At 69.8% G+C, this 24,415-nt stretch carries 26 protein-coding genes; 12 read left to right on the forward strand and 14 right to left on the reverse strand.

What is annotated here, in order from left to right; all coding sequences use genetic code 11:
- The first annotated feature begins 64 nt into the window (after nt 1–64).
- Nucleotides 65–139: a 50S ribosomal protein bL37 gene (locus tag QSK25_RS45635; RefSeq protein WP_369809028.1), complete on the forward strand. Its 75-nt coding sequence runs from the start codon at nt 65–67 to the stop codon at nt 137–139.
- A gap of 65 nt (nt 140–204) precedes the next feature.
- Here the strand turns inward: QSK25_RS45635 and rsrA are convergent, their stop codons facing one another.
- Together rsrA and QSK25_RS32315 are read right to left on the reverse strand one after the other, a co-directional pair.
- Nucleotides 205–465 (reverse strand): mycothiol system anti-sigma-R factor, encoded by a 261-nt coding sequence (gene rsrA / locus QSK25_RS32310; protein WP_352236629.1) that lies wholly within the window; start codon nt 463–465, stop codon nt 205–207.
- Nucleotides 462–1,136 (reverse strand): sigma-70 family RNA polymerase sigma factor, encoded by a 675-nt coding sequence (locus tag QSK25_RS32315; RefSeq protein WP_245821883.1) that lies wholly within the window; start codon nt 1,134–1,136, stop codon nt 462–464. The genes rsrA and QSK25_RS32315 overlap by 4 nt, the downstream gene beginning before the upstream one ends.
- Nucleotides 1,137–1,186: 50 nt before the next feature.
- On the opposite strand from QSK25_RS32315, the gene ybaK reads away from it, so the two are divergent.
- Complete coding sequence (gene ybaK, locus QSK25_RS32320) at nt 1,187–1,663, forward strand: Cys-tRNA(Pro) deacylase (RefSeq protein ID WP_285643917.1); 477 nt, start codon at nt 1,187–1,189, stop codon at nt 1,661–1,663.
- Here ybaK and QSK25_RS32325 read toward each other — a convergent pair.
- Complete coding sequence (locus QSK25_RS32325; RefSeq protein WP_285643919.1) at nt 1,660–1,986, reverse strand: DUF4232 domain-containing protein; 327 nt, start codon at nt 1,984–1,986, stop codon at nt 1,660–1,662. The genes ybaK and QSK25_RS32325 overlap by 4 nt on opposite strands.
- Nucleotides 1,987–2,139: 153 nt before the next feature.
- Here QSK25_RS32325 and QSK25_RS32330 point away from each other — a divergent pair, with 153 nt between their 5' ends.
- Nucleotides 2,140–4,797 carry a hypothetical protein gene (locus tag QSK25_RS32330; RefSeq protein WP_285643921.1) on the forward strand — a complete coding sequence of 886 codons (2,658 nt, stop codon included), beginning with the start codon at nt 2,140–2,142 and terminating at the stop codon, nt 4,795–4,797.
- Nucleotides 4,798–4,834: 37 nt separating this feature from the next.
- Here the strand turns inward: QSK25_RS32330 and QSK25_RS32335 are convergent, their stop codons facing one another.
- Genes QSK25_RS32335 through QSK25_RS32345 form a run of 3 tightly spaced genes read right to left on the reverse strand, consistent with a single transcriptional unit; the run spans nt 4,835 to nt 6,720 of the window.
- Entirely contained in the window at nt 4,835–5,380 is a 546-nt protein-coding gene (locus QSK25_RS32335) for a DinB family protein (protein ID WP_285643923.1), read from the reverse strand.
- Nucleotides 5,381–5,422: 42 nt separating this feature from the next.
- Nucleotides 5,423–6,034: an alpha/beta hydrolase family protein gene (locus QSK25_RS32340; RefSeq protein WP_285643924.1), complete on the reverse strand. Its 612-nt coding sequence runs from the start codon at nt 6,032–6,034 to the stop codon at nt 5,423–5,425.
- On the reverse strand, nt 6,031–6,720 hold the full coding sequence (locus QSK25_RS32345; protein WP_285643925.1) for an SOS response-associated peptidase: 690 nt from the start codon (nt 6,718–6,720) through the stop codon (nt 6,031–6,033). Before QSK25_RS32345 ends, QSK25_RS32340 begins: the two co-directional genes overlap by 4 nt.
- Before the next feature lie 85 nt (nt 6,721–6,805).
- On the opposite strand from QSK25_RS32345, the gene aroA reads away from it, so the two are divergent.
- Genes aroA through QSK25_RS32365 form a run of 4 tightly spaced genes read left to right on the forward strand, consistent with a single transcriptional unit; the run spans nt 6,806 to nt 10,338 of the window.
- Nucleotides 6,806–8,074: a 3-phosphoshikimate 1-carboxyvinyltransferase gene (gene aroA / locus QSK25_RS32350; protein WP_285643926.1), complete on the forward strand. Its 1,269-nt coding sequence runs from the start codon at nt 6,806–6,808 to the stop codon at nt 8,072–8,074.
- Nucleotides 8,075–8,077: 3 nt separating this feature from the next.
- Nucleotides 8,078–9,076 carry a ribosome small subunit-dependent GTPase A gene (gene rsgA / locus QSK25_RS32355; protein WP_285643929.1) on the forward strand — a complete coding sequence of 333 codons (999 nt, stop codon included), beginning with the start codon at nt 8,078–8,080 and terminating at the stop codon, nt 9,074–9,076.
- Between the two features lie 29 nt (nt 9,077–9,105).
- Entirely contained in the window at nt 9,106–9,573 is a 468-nt protein-coding gene (locus tag QSK25_RS32360; protein WP_285643931.1) for a hypothetical protein, read from the forward strand.
- A gap of 36 nt (nt 9,574–9,609) precedes the next feature.
- Nucleotides 9,610–10,338 carry an NAD-dependent epimerase/dehydratase family protein gene (locus tag QSK25_RS32365; RefSeq protein ID WP_285643932.1) on the forward strand — a complete coding sequence of 243 codons (729 nt, stop codon included), beginning with the start codon at nt 9,610–9,612 and terminating at the stop codon, nt 10,336–10,338.
- On the opposite strand, the gene pruA is transcribed toward QSK25_RS32365, so the two are convergent.
- Complete coding sequence (gene pruA / locus QSK25_RS32370; protein WP_285643933.1) at nt 10,332–11,963, reverse strand: L-glutamate gamma-semialdehyde dehydrogenase; 1,632 nt, start codon at nt 11,961–11,963, stop codon at nt 10,332–10,334. The two genes, QSK25_RS32365 and pruA, sit on opposite strands and share 7 nt — an antisense overlap.
- 45 nt (nt 11,964–12,008) lie before the next feature.
- On the opposite strand from pruA, the gene QSK25_RS32375 reads away from it, so the two are divergent.
- Nucleotides 12,009–12,386, forward strand: coding sequence for a VOC family protein (locus QSK25_RS32375; protein ID WP_285644157.1), 378 nt, complete (start codon nt 12,009–12,011; stop codon nt 12,384–12,386).
- 2 nt (nt 12,387–12,388) lie between these two features.
- Nucleotides 12,389–13,216, forward strand: a complete 828-nt coding sequence (locus QSK25_RS32380; RefSeq protein ID WP_285643934.1) for a GNAT family N-acetyltransferase — start codon at nt 12,389–12,391, stop codon at nt 13,214–13,216.
- Here QSK25_RS32380 and QSK25_RS32385 read toward each other — a convergent pair.
- From QSK25_RS32385 to QSK25_RS32395, 3 genes are all read right to left on the reverse strand, one after another.
- Entirely contained in the window at nt 13,213–13,704 is a 492-nt protein-coding gene (locus QSK25_RS32385; RefSeq protein ID WP_285643936.1) for a DUF6912 family protein, read from the reverse strand. The genes QSK25_RS32380 and QSK25_RS32385 overlap by 4 nt on opposite strands.
- The gene (locus QSK25_RS32390) at nt 13,701–15,092 is read right to left on the reverse strand and encodes a WS/DGAT/MGAT family O-acyltransferase (RefSeq protein ID WP_285643937.1); all 1,392 of its coding nucleotides are present in this window, start codon (nt 15,090–15,092) and stop codon (nt 13,701–13,703) included. The genes QSK25_RS32385 and QSK25_RS32390 overlap by 4 nt, the downstream gene beginning before the upstream one ends.
- A 171-nt stretch (nt 15,093–15,263) precedes the next feature.
- Nucleotides 15,264–15,929 carry a phosphotransferase gene (locus tag QSK25_RS32395; protein WP_285643938.1) on the reverse strand — a complete coding sequence of 222 codons (666 nt, stop codon included), beginning with the start codon at nt 15,927–15,929 and terminating at the stop codon, nt 15,264–15,266.
- Nucleotides 15,930–16,034: 105 nt separating this feature from the next.
- Between QSK25_RS32395 and QSK25_RS32400 the strand changes: the two genes are divergently transcribed.
- Nucleotides 16,035–16,781 carry a TrmH family RNA methyltransferase gene (locus QSK25_RS32400; RefSeq protein ID WP_285643939.1) on the forward strand — a complete coding sequence of 249 codons (747 nt, stop codon included), beginning with the start codon at nt 16,035–16,037 and terminating at the stop codon, nt 16,779–16,781.
- A gap of 6 nt (nt 16,782–16,787) precedes the next feature.
- Here the strand turns inward: QSK25_RS32400 and QSK25_RS32405 are convergent, their stop codons facing one another.
- Together QSK25_RS32405 and QSK25_RS32410 are read right to left on the reverse strand one after the other, a co-directional pair.
- Entirely contained in the window at nt 16,788–17,087 is a 300-nt protein-coding gene (locus QSK25_RS32405) for a hypothetical protein (RefSeq protein WP_285643941.1), read from the reverse strand.
- Between the two features lie 86 nt (nt 17,088–17,173).
- Nucleotides 17,174–17,584: an HAD-IA family hydrolase gene (locus QSK25_RS32410; RefSeq protein WP_285643943.1), complete on the reverse strand. Its 411-nt coding sequence runs from the start codon at nt 17,582–17,584 to the stop codon at nt 17,174–17,176.
- Between the two features lie 67 nt (nt 17,585–17,651).
- Here QSK25_RS32410 and QSK25_RS32415 point away from each other — a divergent pair, with 67 nt between their 5' ends.
- The gene (locus tag QSK25_RS32415) at nt 17,652–18,074 is read left to right on the forward strand and encodes an Rv3235 family protein (protein WP_285643944.1); all 423 of its coding nucleotides are present in this window, start codon (nt 17,652–17,654) and stop codon (nt 18,072–18,074) included.
- Between the two features lie 379 nt (nt 18,075–18,453).
- On the opposite strand, the gene secA is transcribed toward QSK25_RS32415, so the two are convergent.
- The gene (gene secA, locus QSK25_RS32420; RefSeq protein ID WP_285643945.1) at nt 18,454–21,402 is read right to left on the reverse strand and encodes a preprotein translocase subunit SecA; all 2,949 of its coding nucleotides are present in this window, start codon (nt 21,400–21,402) and stop codon (nt 18,454–18,456) included.
- 401 nt (nt 21,403–21,803) lie between these two features.
- Nucleotides 21,804–22,469 carry a ribosome hibernation-promoting factor, HPF/YfiA family gene (gene hpf / locus QSK25_RS32425; RefSeq protein WP_285643947.1) on the reverse strand — a complete coding sequence of 222 codons (666 nt, stop codon included), beginning with the start codon at nt 22,467–22,469 and terminating at the stop codon, nt 21,804–21,806.
- Nucleotides 22,470–23,440: 971 nt separating this feature from the next.
- Here hpf and QSK25_RS32430 point away from each other — a divergent pair.
- Nucleotides 23,441–24,259 carry a ComF family protein gene (locus QSK25_RS32430; RefSeq protein WP_285643948.1) on the forward strand — a complete coding sequence of 273 codons (819 nt, stop codon included), beginning with the start codon at nt 23,441–23,443 and terminating at the stop codon, nt 24,257–24,259.
- The last annotated feature ends 156 nt before the right edge of the window (nt 24,260–24,415 follow it).

The following is a 24,415-nucleotide window of genomic DNA, read 5'->3' on the forward strand; positions in this document are numbered from 1 at the left end:
TCGGTGCACGGCGGGTCGGCCCAGCCGACGCCGGTGAAGCAAGTTCTGATCCTAGGAGACACCCATGTCGAAGCGTGCTCGCAAGCGCCGCGACCGCAAAAAGGGCGGCGCCAACCGAGGCAAGCGCCCCAACGCCTGAGTGCTGCGAAAGGCCCTGGACACCACGCGGTGACCAGGGCCTTTTGTCTTGCTGAGGGGACTTCGTCAGTCCTCGGTGCGAATCTCCACGATCGTGGCCCGGATGCGCGCCTTCAGGTCCGCCGGGGCGTAGTCGCCGCCGCACTTGCGGGCGAGCAGCGCCTTGAGGTGCTCCTCCAGCCCGAACTGCTCGAGGCACGGGTGGCACTCGTCGAGGTGGGTCTGCAGGGCCTCGCGGCGGCCCTGGTCGCACTCCTGGTCCAGGAAGAGCCAGACCTCGCTCAGCACCTCTGAGCAGTCGGTGTCGTGGGGTTCGCCGCAGTTCATGACGCGTCTCCGTTGCTGCCGTTGCCGCTACGGAGGAAACCGCGGTCTCGTGCGACGTCCGCGAGCATGTCGCGGAGCTGGCGACGGCCCCGGTGCAACCGGGACATCACCGTGCCGATCGGGGTGCCCATGATGTCTGCGATCTCCTTGTACGCGAAGCCTTCGACATCGGCGAGGTAGACCGCGATCCGGAACTCCTCCGGCAACCGCTGCAGAGCTTCCTTCACGTCGCTGTCGGGCAGGTTGTCGAGTGCCTCGACCTCGGCGCTGCGCAGCCCGGACGAGGTGTGGCTCTCCGCCTGCGCCAGCTGCCAGTCCGTGATCTCGTCGGTCGGCTGCTGAATCGGCTGGCGCTGCTTCTTGCGGTAGCCGTTGATGTAGGTGTTCGTCAGGATCCGGTACAGCCAGGCCTTCAGGTTCGTGCCCTCCGAGAAGGACGCGAACGCCGAGTAGGCCTTGAGGAACGTCTCCTGCACCAGGTCCTCGGCGTCCGCCGGGTTGCGCGTCATGCGCAGGGCGGCCGAGTACAGCTGGTCGAGCATGGGCATAGCGTCGCGCTCGAAACGCGCAGCGCGTTCCGCCGTCGTCTCTGTCGTGCCGGTGGCGGGCACCGCGCTCCCTTCCCACAGGTTCTGGGTCGGGACTGACTTTACGCGTGACCGCTCGAGCATGTTCGTTGCCACGTTCTGACCAACAACGGAGGGGCTGGTAGTAATTCCGCATGGCCGGACGTGGGACCCCCGCCACAGCGCTGCTGGACAAGCAGCGGGTGGCGCACACCTTGCACTCGTACGAGCACGACCCGCGGCACGAGTCGTACGGGCTGGAGGCGGCCGAGGCTCTCGGGCTGGTGCCCCAGCGCGTGTTCAAGACCTTGGTCGCCGAGGTCGACGGCAAGCTCGCGGTCGGGGTCGTGCCGGTCACCGCGCAGCTCGACCTGAAGGGCCTCGCTGCCGCCTTGAAGGGCAAGAAGGCCAAGATGGCCGTCGTCGCCGACGCGGAACGCGCCACCGGGTACGTCGCGGGCGGCATCTCGCCGCTGGGTCAGAAGAAACGGCTGCCGGTCGTGGTCGACGCCTCGGCGTTGGAGTTCGACACCATGTTCTGCAGTGCGGGACGGCGCGGTCTCGAGGTGGAGATCGCACCGTCCGAGCTGGTGCGGCTGACCGGTGCCGTGGTGGCCTCGATCAGCACCTAGTTCACAGGCGCGGTGATGCTCCCGAAGCGCACGACCGGGCTGAGGTTCGAAGGCCACGCGACCGTCACCGGGTCGCCGGAGCCGGGCAGGGTGAAGCGGACGGAGGCCGGGTTCTCCCGCGGGCCGTGGATCTGCGAGGCCACGTGGACGGCGGCCTCGCGGTGCCCGCCGGCCTGGACCTCCACGTGGTCCCCCGGCTGGATCTCCGGGTCGATGCCGAGGTCCTGGCCGTCGGCGTCGAGGAAGCGCACGTCGCTCAGGCTCCCGCCGAGCACGCACGACACCCCGTCCGCCGCGACGAGCCTGATCTGGTGTTCGTCCACATCCACATGAACGCCGCCGAGCCGGGATCGGTTGTCCCGCGCCCGTTCCCCGGTTCGACCAATGCCTGAACTTTTTTCGCAACAACGGCACGCGTTGGCGCATTTGTGCAGATGATGTGGCTTCACACCAACTTCATCTGATGGGGGATGCGGATGCGCACGCTTGCCGTGCTCACGTCCGCGGCCGTGCTGGCGAGCCTGACCACAGCGGTCACAGCTCTGCCCGCGGCGGCTGCCGACGACTTCGTACCGAGCAAGACGCTGACCAGGTCGAGCTGGGGCTACACGGACCTGGGGACGCCCAACGCCGGTCACGCCGACCCGGACTCCGACGCGTTCATCGGAACGTGGACGGACCGAAGATGGCACCGGACCCGCTCCTACTTCACCTTCGACGTCGCGGAGTTCCGCGGCAAGAACGTCCTCTCCGCCGCCGTGGCCGCGAAGGAGACCGAGGCGGACGACTGCAACCGGCGTGCGGTCGAGCTGTGGCGCACCGAGCCGTACCGCGGTCAGTCGTGGCTGCGGCAGCCGAAGGAGCTGGAACTGCTCGGCTCCGCGGGCAAGCCGGCCACGGGCTGCCTCGTCGAGAACGTCTCGTTCGACGTGTCCGCCGCGATCAGGGCGGCCGTCGCACGGGGTGAGCAGACCTTCACCGTCGCCCTGCGGGTGCCGGCGAAGCTCGAGCACGACCCGAGGTACCACCGGCACTTCGCGAACGACGTGAAGCTCGCCGTCACCTACAACACCGCGCCGTCGACGCCGGCCGCCCTGTCGACGACCGGCACGCTCGGGTGCGACACGACGTCGCCCGGCAAGCGCCTGAACCCGTTCGCGCTCAACGACGTCTCGTCGGTCATCCCGCAGGCTGACCTCGCCGACGAGGACGCCGGCGACGAGGTCAGCGCGCGGTTCGCCGTGTGGCCGGTGGCCGCCCCCGGCGAGCGGCGCGAGCTCGTCTCCGAGGTCCACGGGGGACGGGCGCTGACCTATCTCCGCTCCGCCGAGCTGAGCGAGGTCACGTACGCGTGGCAGGTGCGCGGCGAGGACGGCACGGACGTCTCCGCGTGGAGCCAGACCTGCTACTTCACCGTCGACCGCACCCCGCCGGCCAAGCCGGGCGCCGTCGGTGACGTCTACCACCAGTCGGAGTTCGGCTACAAGGGTGCTCCAGGCACGCCCGGCACGTTCACCTTCGACGTCAACGGTTCCGACGACGTCGTGGAGTTCGAGTACACCGTCTCGCCGTACGGTTCGGTGAACCCGAAACGCGTGCCCGTCGGCCCGGACGGCAAAGCGACCGTCACGTGGTCCCCGACCGAGGCGAACCACCACTACCTCTACGTGACCAGCATCGACAAGGTCGGGATGAGGTCGCAGACCGGCGGCTACACGTTCTACGTCCGGGAGAACCGGCCGGACGTGTGGTCGAACGTCTATCCGCGCGGCGAGTACGCGACCCCGGAGGGCGGCGTCGGCAAGCCGGGCGTCTTCGCCTTCACGCCGGGCATCCCGAACGTCGTCGAGTACACGTACCGCCTGAACGACGGCGCCACGCAGACGGTCGCGGCCGGGGCCGACGGCAAGGCGTCCGTCACCCTCGCCCCCACCGCCGGTGGCTGGAACACGCTGTTCGTCGCGAACAAGAGCGCGTCCGGCGAGCTGTCGATCCCGCACGAGTACCGCTTCCGCGTCGACGACACCCCGATCGTCACGCACGACGGCGGCCAGGTGATCGCGATCGGCACCGACGTCACGCTCTCGTTCTCGCCCAAGGCGGCCGGCGTGACCGCGTACGAGTGGCAGATCGGCTGGGGCGGCCAGTGGACCAGGGTCTCCGCCGACGCCGAGGGCAAGGCCGCGGTGACGTGGCGTGCGGTGCCCGGCCACAGCGCGGTGCGGGTGCGCAGCATCAGCGGCGACGCGGAGCCGACGCTGGAGCGCCAGGTGTCGCTCTGGGTCGACAGCGCCGAGCCCACCGTCGCGCGGACCGGCGCGGAGAAGGCGGGCCAGACCGGTCAGCTCGCGTTCAGCACGATCATGCGCAACCCGGTCTTGTACACGTACTGGACCGACGAGGACGCGACGCGGCGGACCGTCACCGCCGACGCCGCCGGCAAGGCGTCCGTGCCGTGGACGCCGGTGCTCAGCGGCGAGCACTTCGTGTGGGTGTTCGCGACCAACGCGGCCGGCGTCGACACCGGCACGCGTGCGCAGGACCTGCTGGTCGAGGACAAGCCGGTGATCACCTCGGAGTTCTACGGCCAGAACGACCGCGGCCGGTACCCCGGCAAGATCACCTTCACCGCGCAGCAGCCGAACGTGAAGGAGTTCGTCTACTCGCTGAACTACGGCCCGCAGGTCGTCGTGCCGGCCGGGCCGGACGGCAGGGCGGAGTTCGTGTGGACGCCGCCGCGCGAGTCGGAGTCCTACCAGTGGGTCGTGTTCAGCCGGGACACCGAGGGCAGGTCGTCGCGCAACGAGTACCACTCGTTCAGCGTGTACAGCCAGCCGCGGATCACCTCGACGGACTTCCCCGAGTACGACACGGGCGGCGAGGTCGGTGTCGAGGGCACCTTCACGTTCCACCCGAACTCGTTCGACGTCGAGAGCTACGAGTACACGATCTCGAACTGGGACGGGGAGGTCCGCGGCACGGTCACCGCGGCCGCGGACGACACCGGTGTGCTCCGGTGGGCGCCGACGACCAGCGGCTACCACGAGATCAGCGTCCGGCACCGCAGCAGTGACGGACAGAGGTCGCTGACCCGCTACTACACGTTCTTCGTGGCGGGCCCCGAGGACGAGTAGGCGCTGCCGAGCCGCACCGGTGCACGACCGGTGCGGCTCACTCGCCGGTCTGGCCGTCGATCGCCTCGCGGAGCAGGTCGGCGTGGCCGTTGTGGCGGCTGTACTCCTCCACCATGTGCGTGAGGATCCAGCGCAGGCTCACCGTGCGGTCGTCACCGCGCCACGGCTTGCGCTTCGCCGGCTGCCCCAGGTCGCCGGCCTGCAGGGCCTCCGCGACGGCCGCGCGGGCGCGGTCCACCTCGGCCTGCCAGAGCGCGGTGAGCTCCTCGGGCGTGTGGTCCCCCGCCGAGTGCCAGTCCCAGTCGTAGTCGGCCTTCCAGTCGACGCTCGCCCACGGTTCGAGGGGTTCGCGGTCGTGCAGGACGACGTGGAACCACTGCTGCTCGACGTAGGCGAGGTGTTTGACCAGGCCGCCCAGGGTCATCTCGGACTTGGCGGTGGTCTCGGCGAGCTGGGCCGCGGTCAGGCCGCTGATCTTCCACGCGAGGGTGGCGCGCTGGAAGTCGAGGAAACCGTTCAGGGTGGCGAGTTCGTCGCCGTCCGTCGGGGGTTCGGGCCTGCCTTGGTCATCGAGAAGCGTCATGGGGCGGCACAGTAATGCCGTGCTCTGCTTCGAGCAGGCGATTTAGTCGAGCGGGCGCAGCACGCGGTCCAGCCACTCGCCCACGGACCGGCCCACGTCGGCCACCGAGGCCTTCAGCGAGTGGTCGCCCTTGAGCAGCACGACCTCGCGGTGCGTGGCCCCGGGCGGCTGGCCGAACGGGTCGTTCTCGCCCTGCACGACCAGGGTCGCGACCTCGACGCCGTCCAGCTCCGCCATCCGGGACTTCTCCGGCTTGCCCGGCGGGTGCACCGGGAACGCCAGGCAGAGCACGGCGACGGCCTGGCCCTCGACCGAGGTGCGGCAGGCCACGCGGGCGCCCGACGACCTGCCCCCGAACACCAGCGGCAGGCCGTCGAACCAGCGTTCGCCGAGGTCCTCGACCACGGACATCCAGGCCGTGTCGAGTTGGCCCGCCGGAGCCGGGGCACGGCGGCCCGCGACGCGGTAGGGCTGTTCGATCAAAGCCACGTGCACGCCCACCGCGTTGGCGGCGTGGCACGCGGCGACCAGGTCCGGGGCCTCCACCCCGCCGCCGGCACCGTGGCCGAGGAGGAGGGCGGCACGCGGTTCGTGGGCACAGTGCAGGGAGGCCCTGGCCGGGCCGTGCGGCGTGTCCACCAACAGCGTGGTCACGACAGGTCTACGCGTTCGAGCAGGGAGGGGTCGTTGTTCTTCACGCTGCCCACCGCCGTCGAGACGGGGCGCAGTTCGAGCGCCTTGACGAGGGACTCGTCCGGGGCCAGCAGCCCGGACGGGTCGAGCGACGCCGGGTCGAGCCACGCCGACCAGCGGTCCTGCGGCAGCAGCAACGGCATGCGGTTGTGGATCTCGGTCAGCGCGCCGGTGGACTCCGTGGTGAGCACCGCGCACGTGACCGTCGGCACGTCGTCCTTCCACCACACGGACCAGATGCCCGCCATCGCCAGCGAGGTGTCGTCCCCGAGCGTCATGAAGTAGGGCTGCTTGCGCCCCTCGGCGGCCTGCCACTCGTACCACCCGGCTGCGGGGATGATGCAGCGCCGCTTGGTGACCGACTGCTTGTACGCGGGCTTGCTGAGAACGGTCTCGGCCCGCGCGTTGATCATCTTGGCGGCGCCGGACAGGTCCTTGGCCCAGTGCGGCACGAGACCCCAGCGCATGACGCGGACGCTGCGCTCCACGTCTTCGTCTTCCGGCTTGCGCTCGACCACGGCCATGACGTGCTTGGTGGGGGCGATGTTGTAGTCCGCACCCGGTGCCTCGTCGCCGGTCCCGTCCACCGCGTCGAACTCGGCCGCCAGCAGCGCCGGGTCCTTGGTGGAGGCGTACCTACCACACAAAACCGATCACCTCCGAAGTCCCAATCGTCCCACGCCGGGAACACCTGTGCGAGCCTGCCCGGTCGGCGTGCGGGATCATTGCCGCATGACTCAGCACTGGTCAGCCCCCAGCGCGTCCGGCCCAGTCCACTCGACCGTGCCGGTGCCCGGCTCGAAGTCGATCACGAACCGCGTCCTGGTGCTCGCGGCGCTGGCCGACGGGCCGTCGACGGTCCACGCCCCGTTGCGCAGCCGCGACACGGTGCTGATGGCGAAGGCGCTGACGTCGCTCGGCATCGGGTTCACCGACCGCGAGGACGGCGGCTGGGACGTGCTGCCCGGGCTGCTGCGCGGTCCGGCCGACGTCGACTGCGGCCTCGCGGGCACGGTCATGCGCTTCCTGCCGCCCGCCGCCGCGCTGGCCGAGGGCGAGATCAGGTTCGACGGCGACCCGCACGCCCGCATCCGGCCGATGAGCACCGTGCTGGGTGCGCTGCGGTCGCTCGGCGCGGAGGTCGACGGCGACTCGCTGCCGTTCACGTTGCACGGCACGGGTTCGGTGCCCGGTGGCGAGGTGACGATCGACGCCTCGGGGTCGTCGCAGTTCGTCTCGGGCCTGCTGCTGTCGGCCGCGCGGTTCGACGAGGGCGTGACGGTCCGGCACTCCGGCAAGCCGGTGCCCTCGTTGCCGCACATCGACATGACGGTCCAGACGCTGCGCTCGGTCGGCGTCGAGGTGGAGACCGACGGCACCACGACGTGGCGCGTCGAGCCCGGCGTGATCAAGGCGCGGACCTGGCACGTCGAGCCGGACCTGTCGAACGCGACGGTGTTCCTCGCGGCGGCCGCGGTGACCGGCGGCGAGGTGACGGTCCCGCACTGGCCCGCCACCACGACCCAGCCGGGCGACGCGGTGCGCGGGATCCTGGAGCGCATGGGGTGCACCGTCGAGGTCTCCGAGCGCGGCCTGACCGTGCGCGGCCCCGCGAAGCTGTCCGGTGTGGACATCGACCTGCACGACGAGAGCGAACTGACGCCGACCGTCGCCGCACTGGCCACCCTGGCCGAGGGCCGCACGACCATCCGCGGCGTCGCGCACATCCGCGGCCACGAGACGGACCGGATCGCCGCGCTGGTCAACGAGATCAACGCGGTCGGTGGCGACGCCACCGAGACCGAGGACGGCCTGGTCATCGACCCGAGGCCGTTGCACGGCGGGGTGTGGCAGGCCTACGCCGACCACCGGATGGCGACGGCGGGCGCGATCATCGGCCTGGTGGTGCCGGGCATCGAGGTGGACGACATCGGCAGCACCACCAAGACCATCCCGGACTTCCCGGGCATGTGGGACGCCATGCTCACCGGGGGCGCGTAGACCGTGGGCAAGCGGGACTGGCGCAAGCTCGACGAGTCCGACGTGCGGGTGCGCCCCGGCAAGGGGACGCGGCCGCGCAGCAAGAGACGGCCGGAGCACGCCGACGCCGAGACCGCGATGGTCATCGGCGTCGACCGGGGCCGGTGGACGTGCGCGTTGGACTCCGACGTCGTCGTCACGGCGATGCGTGCGCGCGAACTGGGCCGCACGCCCGTCGTGGTCGGCGACCGGGTGGGCATCGTCGGTGACACGTCGGGCCAGCCGGACACGCTGGCCCGCATCGTGCGCGTCGAGGAACGCACCTCGGTGCTGCGCCGGACCGCGGACGACACCGACCCGTTCGAACGGGTCGTCGTCGCCAACGCCTCCCAGCTCATCATGGTCGTGGCCCTCGCCGATCCCCCGCCGCGCACGGGTTTCATCGACCGCTGCCTGGTCGCCGCGTACGCGGGCGGCCTGGAACCGGTGCTGTGCCTGACGAAGTCGGACCTGGCCTCCCCGGACTCGCTGCTCGCGCTCTACACCGAACTCGACGTGCCGGTGGTCGTGACGCGCTCCGACGAGGAGCCCGCCGAACTCCGCGCGCGCCTGGCCGACACGGTCTCCTGCCTGATCGGCCACTCCGGCGTCGGCAAGTCCACGCTGGTCAACAAACTCGTGCCGGACGCGAACCGCGCGGTGGGCGTGGTGTCCGGCGTCGGCAAGGGCCGGCACACCTCGACCCAGGCCGTGGCGCTGCGGCTGCCGGGCGGCGGCTGGGTCGTGGACACGCCGGGCATCCGCTCGTTCGGCCTCGCGCACATCACGCCGGACGACATCGTGAAGGCGTTCCCGGACTTCGCGGAGGCGGCCGAGGAGTGCCCGCCCGGCTGCGGTCACCTCGGCGCGCCCGAGGACCCGGACTGCATGCTGGACGAACTGGTGCCGGACGCGCCGGGCCGGCTCACGTCGTTGCGGCGGCTGCTGGCCTCGCGCGCGGGCCTCGACGACTACACGGATTGAGCGACGGCGTCGTGAGGAAGACTCGAGGCATGATCCGACTGGCTCCAGTGCTGCTCCTCGCCCTCGCCGCCTGCTCGACCGGACCGTCCGCCCCGGAGTTCAGGACGGTCGACCCCTGCACGGTGCTCGCGGACGGCGACGCGGGCTCGTTGGACGGCACCCCGGCCAGGTCGGGGCAGACCTGCGACTTCACGTTCGACTCGCTGACGGCGAAGCTGACGCTGGTGGAGGCGGCCTTCGCGGACGAGTCGGGCGGGCTGCTGAAGGACGGCGGCTACGGCAGCGCGATCGCGGGCGGCCCCGGCGAGAGCAACAACCGTCCGCTGACCACCAGGTGCAAGGACTCCTCAGGTGTCGTGACCTGCGACGCCGTTCTGGAGGTGCGGGAACGGCAGCTCGTCCGGTTCCAGGTCGTGCAGCGCAGCACCGATCGCAACGCCGTCGGGCACGTCGTCCAGGGCCTCGCCGTCAGGGCTTTCGAAAGGCTGCCGAAGTAGCCGTCACAACCTGACGCGCTGTCCCGTCCAATGGTCATGAAGGTATTCGTGATCGGTGCGTCGGGCGTCCTCGGACGGGAAGCAGTGCCCCAGCTGGAGGCGGCGGGACACGAGGTCGGGGTGCTGGACCGGCACACGACCTCGATGTTCGACGCCGACCGGCTCGCGCGGGCGTTGACGGGCTACGACGCCGTCATCAACCTCGCGACCCGCATCCCGCTGAGCGCCAAGGCCGTGCTGGCCAGCGCGTGGGCGGAGAACGACCGCATCCGCACCGAGGGCAGCGCCGCGCTGGTGCAGGCGGCGACCAGGGCCGGTGTCGGGCGGATCGTGCAGGAGGGCATCTCGTTCGTCTACGCGGACGGCGGTGACCGCGAACTCGACGAGAACGCGCCGCTGAAGCCCGTCGGGCACATCGCGAGCTCGGTCACGGCGCAGCACAACGTGCTCAGGCACCCCGGCGGCGTGTTCCTGCGCTACGGCCTGCTGATCGGCGGCCAGGCGCAGTCGCCGCCGGTGCTCGTCGGCGACGGCTGGATGACGGTCGTGCACCCCGCGGACGCCGCGGCGGCCGCGATCGCCGCCCTCGACGCGCCCGCCGGGATCTACAACGTCGGTACGCCGGTTCTCAAGCGCGACAGCGGGATCACGCGCCTGCCGAAGTTCTTCGGCAGGTTCGCCGCGTCGTTCGAGGTCTTCGGCAGGTCGCAGCGGGTGGTGAGCACGAAGCTCACCGAGGCCACCGGCTGGCAGCCCCGTCACTGACCCATGTGCGGATACCTGTGGTCCGTGGGCGGCACCAGGGTCTCCTTGATGGCACGCGGGCTCGTCCACCGTTGCAGGTTGTAGATCGAGCCCGCCTTGTCGTTGGTGCCGGAACTGCGTGACCCGCCGAACGGCTGCTGCCCCACCACCGCGCCGGTCGGCTTGTCGTTGACGTAGAAGTTGCCCGCGGCGAACCGCAGCGCGCGATGAGCCTGTTCGACGGCAACGCGGTCACGGGCGAACACGGCACCGGTGAGCGCGTACGGCGTTGACGTGTCGATGGTTTCCATCATCTTCGGGAAGTCCGCGTCCTCGTAGACGTGCACGGCGAGGATCGGGCCGAAGTACTCCGTCGTGAAGATGTCGTGGTGCGGGTCGGTGCCGAGCAGGACGGTCGGGGCGACGAAGTAGCCCGTCGAGTCGTCGCACGTGCCACCCGCCAGCACCTCGACCGAAGTGGACGCGGACGCCATCAGCAGCGCTTCCTCGTGCTTCGCGAACGCGCGTGCGTCGATCACGGCACCGCCGAACGCCGACAGGTCCGTGACATCGCCGTAGGACAACGACTTCGTGACGTCGAGCAGCTGCTCGCGGACCCCGCCCTCCCACAACGACCGGGCGACGTACGCGCGGGACGCCGCCGAGCACTTCTGGCCCTGGTACTCGAAAGCACCACGCACCAGGCCCGTGACGAGGGCCCGCGGATCAGCGGAAGCGTGTGCCAGCACGAAGTCCTTGCCGCCGGTCTCGCCGACCACGCGCGGGTAGGCGCGGTAGTTGTCGAGGTTGCCCGCCATGGTCTGCCACAACGCCTTGAACGTGCGGGTCGAACCGGTGAAGTGCAGGCCAGCGAAGAACCTGTCCCGCAACGCCACCTGACTCAGGGCCTGCCCGTCACCGGTCACGAGGTTGATCACGCCCGGTGGCAGCCCGGCCTCTTCGAGCAGCCGCATCGTGAAGTGCGCGGCCAGCTGCTGCGTCGGCGACGGCTTCCACAGCACCGTGTTGCCCATCAACGCGGGCGCGAGCGGCAGGTTGCCCGCGATGGCGGTGAAGTTGAACGGCGTGATCGCCACGACGAACCCGTCGAGCGGACGGTGGTCCATCCGGTTCCACACGCCCGGCGACGACACGGGCTGCTCTTCGAGGATGCGGCGGCCGAAGTGGACGTTGTAGCGCAGGAAGTCGATGAGCTCGCACGCCGCGTCGATCTCGGCCTGCTGCACGGACTTCGACTGGCCGAGGATCGTGGCGGCGTTGAGCGTGTCGCGCCACGGACCGGCGAGCAGGTCGGCCGCGCGCAGCAGCACGGCGGCGCGTTCGTCGAACGGCAGCTCCTGCCAGCCCGGTGCGGCGTGCTGGGCGGCCCGCATGGCGTCGGCGACGTCGGAGTTGGTGGCCTGGGCCGTGACACCGAGAACGTGCCTGTGGTCGTGCGGCTGCACGACGTTCAGGCGTTCGCCGCCGCCCATGCGCTGTTCACCGGCGATGGTCATGGTCAGCTCGTGCGTGGTGCCTTCGAGCTCATCGATGCGTGCCTTCAGACTGGCCCGTTCGGCGCTGCCGGGTGCGTAGGTGCGCACGGGCTCGTTGACCGGTTCGGGTGCAGACGTGACAGCGTCCATTCCCCCATCGTGGCACGCGGTAGTAGGGTCCGTCGGGTGGCGCGGGTGACAGGCATCGGCGGGGTTTTCCTGCGTTCTAGAGACCCTGCGCGCTTGGCCGCCTGGTACCGCGACAACCTGGGCGTGCCGATGAGCGAGAAGGGCACCGTCACCTTCCACTGGCTCGACACGGCGACGAACGAGCACCCCGGTACGACGACGATGGCGTTGTTCGCGCACGACACGGACTACATCGGCGAACCCCACCAGCGCACGATGCTGAACCTGCGGGTGGACGACCTGGCGTCGCTGATGGCCAAGCTCAAGGCGCGCGGCGTCGAGGTGCTGCCCGACACCGAGGACTCGGAGTTCGGCATGTTCGGCTGGTGCGTCGATCCCGAGGGCAACCGGATCGAGCTCTGGGAGCCCGCGGAAGGAATGTGACCGTGTTCGACGAGGCCGTGCGCGCGTTGCGGGAATGGCAGCGCGACGACCAGCCGTTCCAGCTCCACCCCGGTGATCTCGGCTGGTACCGCCGTTTCGGGGCGAAGGCGGCCGAGGACGCGGTCCGGGTCTGGCGCGTCGGCGGGAAGATCGCCGCCGTCGGGTTGCTGGACGGCGCCGACCTGCTGCGGTGCACGATCGCGCCCGAACTGCGGCAGGACTCCGAACTGGCGGAGCGGCTGGCGGACGACATCTGCACTCCCGAACGCGGTGTCCTTCCCGCCGGGACGGTCTACGTCGAATCCCCGCGCGGCACGCGGTTCCAGGAGCTGATGTTCGAGCGCGGCTGGCAGTCCGACGTGCCGTGGACGCCGTTGCGCCTCGATCTCGGTGCCCAGCTTATCGATCCCGGCGTGTCGGTCGACGTCATCGGACACGACCGGGCCGACGTGCACGCCGCCGTGATCCGGGCGTCGTTCGAGAAGTCGACGTTCACCGAGGAGCGCTGGCACGCGATGGCGACCGGTTCGCCGTACGCGGACGCCCGCAGCCTGGTCGCTCTGGACCGGGGCGTCGCCGTGGCGGCGATCGTCGTGTGGTCGGCGGGGCCCGGCAGGCCGGGGCTGATCGAACCGATGGGCGTGCACCGCGACCACCGGGGCAAGGGGTTCGGCACGGCGATCACCGTCGCCGGCGCGGCCGCGTTGCGGGAGCTGGGTTCGTCGAGCGCGCTCGTGTGCACGCCTTCGTCGAACGCCGGCGCGGTCGCCACCTATCGGGCAGCGGGGTTCACCGCGCTGCCCGAGGTGCACGACCAGCGGCGTGACTAGAGCAGTTCCAGCACGAACGGCAGCTCCTGCGCCGCGTACCAGGCCAGTTCGTGGTCCTCGGCGCTGCCCAGGGTGAACTCGGCGTCCGGGTCGCCCATGTCCGCCGCGTCCACGACCTCGACGGCCGCGCGCACGTCCTGCTCGGCCTCCGCCGTGTCCAGGTGCACCGACGCGACGTCCTTCAGCGTGAACGAGCCGCCGACCTTCACGACCGAGAAGTCGAGGTCGGGCCGCAGCGTCACGTCGTCCGCGTCGACCGCGAGCACCGCGCGCCGGGGCTCCGCCTTCTCGTCGGCCGCCAGCAGCCGCAACGAGGCCCGTGCGGCGTCGAGCATCGCCGCGTACTCGAGTTCCTCGGTGTCGCCCGCCGCGTAGGACTCGCGCAACGCCGGCGTCAGCGCGAACGCCGTACCGGTCACCGGAGCCAGTTCGCCGCTGTCGACGAACGTGCGCAGCATCGGCACCGTGGCCGGGATGTAGACCCTCATGCGCTCGCCGTCCCCATCAGTTCCTCCACCGACTCCTCGACCATGGTCGCGAGAACGTCCACATCGGACATGGCGTCGCGGTCGCCGTTCAGCCCGAAGTACACACCGCCGTCGTACGACGTCACCCCGATGGCCAGCGCCTGGTTCTTGGCGAGCGGGACGACCGGGAAGATCTCGGTCATTCTCGCCCCTGCCGCGTACAGGGGCACCTGCGGGCCGGGAACGTTCGTGATCATCACGTTGAACAGCCGGCGGCTGAACGAGCTGGCGACCCTCGCGCCCAGCGCGTGCAGCGTCGGCGGGGCGAAGCCGGAGACCTTCACCAGCGCGTCGGCGGCGACGGACTGACCGGACTCCTGGTGGGCGCGCATCGCGTGGCTCACGTGGTGCAGGCGCACGACCGGGTTGGGTTCGCCGACGGGCAGGTCGACCAGGTACGCGCTCACGTTGTTGCCGGAGTCCGGGTCGGCCTCGCGGACGCTCAGGGGTGCCATCGCGCGGATCGTGGTGCTGCCGGTGACGTTCTCGCCGCGGCTGAGCAGCCAGTTGCGCAGGGCTCCGGACAGGGCCGCGAGCACCACGTCGTTGACCGTGCCGCCGTGCGCCTTGCGGATGGCGCGCAGGTCGTCGAGCTGGGCGCGCGCGACGGCGAACCGGCGCTGCGGCGAGGTGATGCGGACGTTCAACGGCGTGCCGGGCGCGGGCGTCGCGGCGGTGCGGACGGCCTGGGCGAGGATGCCGAACGCGTTGAAGACCTTCTCGACGGTGTTGACCGTGTCGAGGACGGCGCTGCGGGCGTTCTCCACGAGCTCGCCGGGCCGTTGCACGATGTCGGTGACGGCGTCGGCCACGAGCTGCAGCGAGCCCGGTTCGGGCTGCGGCATCCAGAGGTTCTCGACGTTGGTGCGCGGCGTGGGCGAGACGTCCAGCATGACCTGGCCGATCTCCAGCGACGCGATGCCGTCGATCATGGCCTGGTGGGTCTTGGTGATGACCGCCGTCTGGTTCTTCTCCAGGCCTTCGACCAGGTAGATCTCCCACAGCGGGCGGGAGTGGTCCAGCGGCCGCGACATCAGGCGCGCGACCAGATCGTGCAGCTGGCCGTCGTTGCCCGGCCTGGGCAGGGCGCTGCGGCGCACGTGGTAGGTGACGTCGAAGTCCGGGTCGTCCACCCAGACCGGGCGCGCGATGCGGCCGGGGACGTGCACGACCTTCTGGCGGTAGCGCGGCACGAGGCTCAGGCGCTGCTCGATGAGATCGACGAGCTTGTCGTAGTCGAAGCCCGCCTTGGGCCTGCGGAAGACGGCCACGCCACCGACGTGCATCGGCGTCGTGGAGCCCTCCATGTACAAGAACGAGGCGTCCAGCGCTGACAGTCGGTCCGGCATGCGGCCCAGCCTAGTGGCGTGACTCGGGACGTGGACGGCGTATCCGCGCCCAGCAGGGCGCGTCGCGGCACCGCCCCCACGCCCCCGGACAACCAGTACGACGACGTGGGGGCGGCACCACGACACACCCGTCTGACCACGAATACACCGGCAACGTCCCGATCCACGCCACTAGTGGCGTTCGCGGTCCATCAACTTCTGCAGCACGGCGCGTTCGCGCGGATCGCGGTCGTGACGCTGCAGCCGGATGCGCGCGGCCTCCGGGATCGCGTCCTTCGCCTTCGGGTCCACGTTGGCCATGAACGACCTCAGGAACCGCCAGCGCGTCATCTTCATGACCGGCGCGAGGTGGGCGACGGTGAGCGAGACCCAGCTGAGCGCGACGTCGAGCCTGCGGTCACCCTTCGTGGCGCTCGCCCAGTCCAGGACCACCGGCCCCTCCGGCCCGAGCACGACGTTGCCGGGGTGCAGGTCGAGGTGCAGCAGGTCGCCCTCGCCGTCCAGGAAGTCGGGCGCCGCGATGACGTCGAGGCGGTGGTGCAGGTCGGCGAGGTCGGCGCCGAGGCTGCCGGCGAGCCACGGCTTGCGGCCGATCTCCTCCGACATCCGCGGGCCGGGCACGTACTGCATGACGAGTTCCTGCTCGGAGGCCTCGTGCACGCGCGGGACGGGGATGCCGTGACCGCTCAGGTACGTCATCATCTCGGCCTCGCGCCGCAGGTCACGACCGGTGCGGGTGCGCTTGACCAGCAAGCCGTCGGACCGGATGAACACGTCCGAGTCCTGACCGCTCGCGAGATGTTGACGTTGCGCGACGCTGCGCATACCTGCCGTCATGTGACGATCATCATCGATATGATCCGAAACACAAGGGCCGAACGGCTCTAGTGCGGCTCTTCACCCGTTTGAGCCCGGCATGGGTGCCTCTGTCACCCTCTTCTGGTGGAGATCTCGCCCAAGGACCGCTTCGTCACCGTCTACGGCCGCAAGCCAGTGCTGGAAGCGCTGGACGACCCGGCGTTGTCGGTGGACAAGGTGGTGCTCGCCGACACGGCCCGCGGCCCCGCCGCCCGCGAGATCCTCGACGCGGCCCGGTCACGTGGTGTCGCCGTGCAGCGCGCCACCGCGCAGCGGGTGAAGGTGCTGGCGGGCAACGGCAAGCAGGACCAGGGCGTGCTGGCCGACGTGGTCGCACCCCGGATGAAGCCGCTGGCCCTGGCGTTGGAAGAGGGTTCGTTGCGTTCCGTGCTGGTGCTGGACGGCATCACCACGCCCGCGAACGTCGGCATGATCCTGCGCACCGCGACCGCCGCGGGCATCGACGGCATCGTCGTCCCCCGCCGCGGCGTCGCCTCGATTGACCCGCTCGTGGTCAAGGCCTCCGCCGGAGTGGCTTTCCGAGCGCCCGTGCTGCGCTGCGGCACCTCGGCGGAGGCCTCGGCTTTGTTGCGGGCTTCCGGTTTCGGGTTGTTCGCGCTGGATTCCCACGCGTCCGACACGATTTATTCCGCGTCTTTCGACGGTCGCGTCGCTTTCGTGCTCGGCGGCGAAACATCCGGAATCAGCGATGACGTGGCCCAGCACATCACGGCACGACTGACGATTCCGATGGCGGCGGGCGTGGAATCCCTGAACGTGGCCTCAGCGGCAGCCGTGCTCTGCTTCGAACTGGTCCGCCGGGGTTTGTGACGCCCGTCAGATCCAGTCGACGTGGTACCCGTTCACCCGCGGGTACCCGAGCAACGACGTGCACGCGGCCACCGACGGCTCGCCCCTGACCCGGCCGATCGTCCCGTACTGGTCCCAGACCCCCAGCCCGTTCGTGCAGTGCGCGACGGCCCTGAACCGCCCGGGCCGCCCGTCGTCGCAGTAGACCTCGACGGTGCGCCCGTCCCGCAGGTAATCCTCGAAGCAACCGCGTTCCTGCGCCTGCGCGGGTGATGCAATTGCCGTGGCTGCAATGGCGACTGCAACACAAGCGACAATTCTTCGCATTTTCTCCCCTATGCAATCCGACCGGCTGACCAAAAAGACGCTAGCCGTTGCCGTTTTAAGGGGCAATGACGCCGCAGGGTGAACCCTCAATCGCGGAGTGCGATCGCTAGCAGGATTTCCAACTCCTCGAGGGTGGACCGTGTCGACCGATGGTGGACGCCGACCATGCCGGCCTCGGCGGCCCCTCTGATGTTGACGGCCAGGTCGTCGACGAACACGCACTGGCTGGGTGCGAGGTCGAGCTTGCGCGCTGTCAGTTCGTAGATCTCGACGTCCGGCTTGGCCAGGCCCACCTCGCCCGAGAGGACCGTGACGTCCAGGACGGCGGTGAGTTGTGCCGGCGGCTGCCACCAGCCGTCCGCGTTGGACAGCAGGGCCGTCTTCAGGCCTTGCTGCCTGGCCTTCCTGAGGGCGGTGAGGAGCGGAGGTTCCGCGGGGTTGTCCTCGCCGGGATCGGTGAGGACGCCGCCGTAGTCGAGCACCAGAGCTTTGAGCACACTTCGGACGGTACCCACTTTCGGGTGTTCCGGGTCCTGATGTGGCGACTCGTTCGCCTGGTTCGGCATGCCCCCAGGTATTCGCCGTCCCGGCATTCGTCGTCTCGCGCCCTACGAGCCGCCCGTCGGTGGCTCGCCGTTCGTGCCACCACCCCGGCCCCGGCCTGTTTGGGTGCCCCTGCCCGTCCCGCCTTCGCCTGCTTTGGACGCCAGGCGGTTGGTCGGCGTCGTGTTGGAGGTGTTGGACGGGCGGCGGGTGGTCCGGTTGTTGCGGGAGGTCTGCGTGCCCTCTCTGGCTGCTCGGTTGGGCGCCGCGGTTCGAGCTTCCTCCACGCGGATGGTTCGGCCGCCCCGGGTTTGTCACCCCGCTCGGCTGGTCGGGGAGATCTCGGTGACCGTGCGGCGGGAGGGACGGTTTCTGGCCGTTGCGGCTCGGGTGGAGTTCCGGGGCGGGCGGTGGTGGTTCACCGCGTTCTCGGTGCTGGAGTGAGGTTTGGCCTTGCGTTCCAGCGTGGCCGGGCAGACCTTGACGAGCTTTGGTTTCGGCATCGCCGCTGGTGCGTCGACAGGGATTGGGGCTGGGTTTCGTTGGCACGTCACGGATACCGGCTTGACGGTTCAGCCAAGACGGTCGGCTCGGCTGCGCCGTCGCGATGCTCGTGCTCTGTCGGCCTCGCCTGCGGTGTCGTTTCCCTCAAGCCACCGGCCACCTGGCTCTTGGCTACCGCACGCACCACACCACACAACACCCTTCGCGGCGCCTTCCCGGGCGTGTCTCCCCGCAGGCTTCTTGCCCCGGAAAGCCCAGTGGGCCGCGTCCCTGAGGAACGCGGCCCACTCGGTGGTCGTGCGGTGGTGCTGGCGGCTGCCTAGCGGCTCTTGCGCTGGTTCTTGGCCGCCTGGCGGGCCGCCTCGCGGCGCTCCTTGCGGGTGCCGCCCTGCTGGCCCTGGGCGCCGCCCGACTCGCCGTGCTCCTCGACACCGCCGTCTTCCGCCGGGCCGCTGTAGCTCAGGTTCTGCTGGCCGGGGCCGCCGAGGCCCTTGCCGCGCAGGGCGGGTGGGATGGCGTTGCCGCTGGCCAGCTGGGCCATGGCCGGGCCCGCGGGGGCCTGCGCCTGCTGCTGGGCCTGCTGCTGGGCTGCTGCCGCGGCCCTCGCCCTGGCGCGGGCGCCGCCTCCGCCGCCGTTGCCCGAGACCTGCGGGAGCGCCTGCGGGGTGGCGGCGAGGGTCACCGGCACCTCGGGTTCCGCGGGCTGCTCGGGCTCTGCCGCTTCGACCTGGAGGTTGAAGAGGAAGCCGACCGTTTCCTCGCGGAGCGCGTCGAGCATCGCGTTGAACATCTCGAAGCCCTCGCGCTGGTACTCGATGAGGGGATCGCGCTGCGCCATGGCGCGCAGGCCGATGCCCTCCTTCAAGTAGTCCATCTCGTACAGGTGCTCGCGCCACTTGCGGTCGAGCACCGAGAGGAGGACCCGGCGTTCCAGTTCACGGGTGGCGCCTTCGCCGACCCGGCTGTCGATGTCGGCCTCGCGAGCGCGGTAGGCGTCCATGGCGTCCTTGACGAGGGCGTCGCGGAGGAACTCGCGCGTGACGTCCTCATCGGACTCGAGGAGCTCGTCCGCGTTGATCGAGACCGGGTAGAGGGTCTTGAGCGCGGTCCAGAGCTTCTCGAAGTCCCAGTCCTCGGCGTAGCCGTCGGCCGTGGCGCCGTGGACGTAGTCCTCCACGACGGACTCGATCATGTGCTCGACCTGCTCCCGCAGGTCCTCGCCCGCGAGGACGCGGTGGCGCTCGGCGTAGATGACCGTGCGCTGGCGGTTCATGACCTCGTCGTACTTGAGGACGTTCTTGCGGATCTCGAAGTTCTGCTGTTCGACCTGGGTCTGCGCGCTGCGGATGGCGCGGGTGACCATCTTGTGCTCGATCGGCTGGTCGTCCGGCACGTTGAGGCGGTTCATGACCATCTCGACCATGGCGGCGTTGAAGCGGCGCATCAGCTCGTCCTGCAACGAGAGGTAGAAGCGCGACTCGCCCGGGTCGCCCTGACGGCCGGTGCGGCCGCGGAGCTGGTTGTCGATGCGGCGCGACTCGTGGCGCTCGGTGCCGAGGACGTAGAGACCGCCGGCCTCCCGCACCTCGTCGGCCTCGGCCTTGCCGAGGGTCGTCAGTTCCTCGACGACCTTCGCCCACTCGGTCTCGTACTCCTCCGGCGTGGTGACCGGGTCGAGGCCTCGGTCGCGGAGCTCGTGGTCGGCGATGATGTCCGGGTTGCCGCCCAGCACGATGTCGGTACCGCGGCCGGCCATGTTCGTCGCGACGGTGACGGCGCCCTTGCGGCCCGCCTTCGCGATGATCAACGCCTCGCGGTCGTGGTGCTTCGCGTTCAGGACCTCGTGCGGGATTCCCTTGCGCACCAACAGCTTCGACAGGTACTCGGAGCGCTCGACGCTCGTCGTGCCGATCAGGACCGGCTGGCCCTTCTCGTGCTTCTCGGCGATGTCCTCGGCGACGGCCTCGAACTTCGCCTCCTCCGTCTTGTAGACGAGGTCGGGCTGGTCGGTGCGCTGCGGCGGGCGGTTCGTCGGGATCGGGACGACGCCCAGCTTGTAGGTCTGGTGGAACTCGGCCGCCTCGGTCTCGGCGGTACCGGTCATGCCGCCGAGCTTCTCGTAGAGACGGAAGTAGTTCTGCAGGGTGATCGTGGCGAGGGTCTGGTTCTCCGCCTTGATCTCCACACCCTCCTTGGCCTCGATGGCCTGGTGCATGCCCTCGTTGTAGCGACGACCGGAGAGCACACGACCCGTGAACTCGTCGACGATCATCACTTCGCCGTTGCGGAGGATGTAGTCCTTGTCGCGGTTGTAGAGCTCCTTCGCCTTGAGGGCGTTGTTCAGGTAGCCCACCAACGGCGTGTTGGCCGCCTCGTACAGGTTGTCGATGCCGAGCTGGTCCTCGATGAACTCCACACCGAGCTCGGTGACGGCGACCGTGCGCTTCTTCTCGTCGTACTGGTAGTGGTACGACTTCGACTTCTCCTCGATGACCTCGATGCGGTCCTTCTGGGAGAGCTGGGTGACGTCGATGCCGCGCATGCGCGGGGCGAGGCGCGCGAACTCCGTGTACCAGCGAGCGGACTGCTCGGCCGGACCGGAGATGATCAGCGGGGTGCGGGCCTCGTCGATGAGGATCGAGTCGACCTCGTCGACGATCGCGAAGTAGTGGCCGCGCTGCACGCACTCGTCCAGGCTCCACGCCATGTTGTCGCGCAGGTAGTCGAAGCCGAACTCGTTGTTCGTGCCGTAGGTGACGTCCGAGTTGTAGGACGCGCGGCGCTGCTCCGGCGTCATCTCGGAAAGGATCGCGCCGACGGACAGACCCAGGAAGCGGTGCACGCGGCCCATCCAGTCCGCGTCGCGCTTGGCCAGGTAGTCGTTCGTGGTGATGACGTGGACGCCCTTGCCGGCGAGCGCGTTGAGGTAGACCGGCATGACCGAGGTCAGCGTCTTGCCCTCACCGGTGCGCATCTCGGAGATCTGGCCCAGGTGGAGCGCCGCTCCACCCATCATCTGCACGTCGTAGGGCCGCTGGCCCAGGGTGCGCTTCGCGGCCTCGCGGGCCACGGCGAACGCCTCGGGGAGCAGTTCGTCGAGCGTCTCGCCCTCGGCGTAACGCTTCTTGAACTCCTCGGTCTTGCCGCGCAACTCGGCGTCGGAGAGGTCCACCACCTCGTCTTCCAGGTGGTTGATGTGCTGTGCGATGTTGCGGAGGCGCTTGAGCATCTTGCCCTCGCCGGAGCGGAGCAGTCGGGACAGCACCATCTGGATAGACCTCATCACCTGTATCGCGGCGCGCCCTCGTCGGACGCCTTTCCCCTGCCCATCGTAGGCAAGTCGCCAAGATGTGTGCACGGACACAGGCGGATTGCCACGCCCGACCTGGAATCCGCAGGTCAGGTGCTGTTTCCGGGATCTTCCCGAACCCACCTGTCGCCGGTGCCCCCACCTCGGCTACTGCTGTGGAGAACGCATGAGGACCGCGTAAAGGTTCCTGGTCCGGCGGATTTCACCTTGACGGTGAACTTCAGGACGTCAAAAGGGGCCGGGTGGCGGTAGACGGCACACCCCGGGGTCCGGCCGTGGCGCTGCGCAGACGCACGCCGCCGCCCCGCACGCGAGGGGTGCGGGGCGGCGGCGGTCGAAGGAACGAGGGTCCGTGCGGGTCAGGCCAGCCTGATCACGCCGTAGTCGAATCCCTTCCGGCGGTAGACGACACTCGGGCGCCCGCATTCGGTGTCGGCGAACAGGTAGAAGTCGTGTCCGACCAGTTCCATCTCGTAGAGGGCCTGGTCGACGGTCATCGGTTTGGCGGCGTGCTCCTTTTCGCGTACGACGCGTCCGGGCAACTTGTCTTCGAGGCCGTCGTCCCAACGCTGCGCGGGCACTTCCGCCATGCCCTCGTAGTCGGCCTCGGGTGCGTCGAGCACCGCGGTCTTGGCGCGGCGCGACGTCATTGCTTCGCCTGCGGACACGTCACCGAGTCCGCTTGTCGCTTCGGCCACCGAGATCGGGGCGCGGGCCCCGTGGTGGACGCGCCTGCGGTCGTGCGACCGACGCAGACGGTTCTCGAGCTTCGCGACCGCAGAATCGAGCGCGGCGTAGAAGTCACCCGCGCAGGCTTCGGAACGGACCACGGGTCCACGTCCCTTGCCGGTGATTTCGACCCGCTGGCAGTTCTTCGACTGGCGGCGGTTCGGTTCGTGGAAAAGTTCCACGTCGAAGCGGATGACCTTGCGGTCGTAGCGCTCAAGCCGGGCCAGCTTTTCGGCGACGTGAACCCTGTAGTGATCGGGCACCTCGACGTTGCGGCCCTTAACGACGATGTCCATACACGACCTCCCTCGCTTTGCTGCGAGCTATGGCTGGACTGCTTTAAAAGCGCCGTGGCGATCTTGGATCGCGGATGTGTCGCTGAGGGTTGTCCCCTCGCAGCTCTCACGGCGCCAGGGTCATGGGCTGTTCGCCTCCTCCCCGCGGGCCGGGAACGCTGATAGCGGTGCACGTTAGCTTGGGATTCACCGTCGCGTAAGCCCCCTTGCCGGGGGAACGACGAGATTTTTCGGTGACTACGCAGCGCGACGACAGCCTGTCGTCGCTCACTTCCCGAGCGTGCTCCGAACCAAACCCCACAGCACCTCGCTCACCCGAACGGCGCACGATCGTGGCGACACTCGACGGCAGTCCCACTGCGTCGAACGGCTCCCGTTGCGCCCTCATACCCAGCCAACGGGCGACCCGTGCGTCATGTTCCCGAAACCTGGAAGAGATCGATTCCGAACCACTTCCGGCACGCCTGACGCACTTCTTCTGGCGCCTTCAGGCAGCGCGGATGCCCGATCACGGCCCTGTCACGCCCGGCTGAACGGCGGATTTCGCCCAATCACGGACAAGGGTGTCGATCACCGCCGGCCCGACACGAAGGGGCCATTCAATGAATAACCGCTGGTCAGCTCCATACGTGAATAATCGTTAACTTGAGGCCCTTGTGAGACGGCGTTGAGCGGGTGGTGCACGTGGCCGGGCGGGGCGGCCGGGCACGCTTGATCGACTGTCCAGGCGTGCGGACTGATCGGTTCCGAAACACCGGCTCAACAGTCGCTGGGACAAACGGGGCGAAACGAGTCACCGGATCTTGGGGCATCGTCACAGAACTCTTGCCGAGCAGGGGATTTCTCGTGGCGCGCCGCCTCCCGGAGATCGACAACGTCACCTGAACTTCACCCTTGTGGGCGGTGCCGAAAGACCCCGTCCGCGGCCCGGCCCCGATTTTTCTGTCAGACCTCGCCGCCATCCTGGGTCAATGACAGCACTCGACCTCCTCGTCCCCGCCCACTGCAGCGGCTGCGGCCGCGCCGGAACTCCCTGCTGCGCCAAGTGCCTCGACGCCTTCGGCCCACCACGCCGCCTCCGGGTACCGGGTGTGGCGCCGCCTGTGTGGACACTCGCGCCGTACAGCGGCGCGCCCCGCGAACTGGTGCTCGCCTTCAAGGAACGCGGCGCCCACGCCCTGGCGGCCTGGTTCGGCGCCCTGGTGGCGGCCGCGCTGCTCTCGATCGGACCTCCACCTTGGACTCTCGTGCCGGCGCCCTCACGCCGCAGCGCCGCGCGGGACCGCGGGGGCGACCACGTGCTGCGGATCGCCCGCGAGGTGGAGGTGGCCGCGGTGGCGCCGGTGCTGCGGCTGGCGGCCGGGGTGGCGGACTCGGTGGGGCTGGGGCCGGGGGCGCGGCGGCGGAACCTGGAGGGGCGGGTGGAGGTGCACGGGGCGGCGGAGGCTTTCGGGGTGGCGGGGGACTTCGGGACCGCCGGCTCGGTGGGCATGTCCGGGGCAGCGGGCACGTTCGGGGCAGCGGGCACGTTCGGGGCAGCGGGCACGCGAGAGGCGGCAGGCACGCGAGAGGTGGCGGGCACGCGAGGGCCTGGGCCGCCGGGGATCTTGGCGCCGCCGAGAGCCGGGCCGAGGTCTGGTGGCGCGGCTGGGACCACGGTGCTGCTGGACGACGTGGTCACCACCGGGGCGACGGCTTCGGCCTGTGTGCGGGCGCTGAGGCAGGCCGGCGTGCGTGCGAACGCGGTGCTGGTGCTGACGTCGGCTCGGCCGCCTGGGCCCGGCGAGTAGGGACCGCTCAGGGACGCCTGGTGGCCAGGCCGGTGTCACACGACACCGGCAGCGGTGTCGGTGTCGGTGTCGGTGTCGGTGTCGGTGTCGGTGTCGGTGTCGGTGTCGCAAGGCTGGCAGCGCACCCGGTGCTGCCGCCACGTGCCAGGCATCTTC

Source organism: Lentzea sp. NBRC 102530, assembly GCF_030269365.1.
Classification (GTDB): Bacteria; Actinomycetota; Actinomycetes; order Mycobacteriales; family Pseudonocardiaceae; genus Lentzea.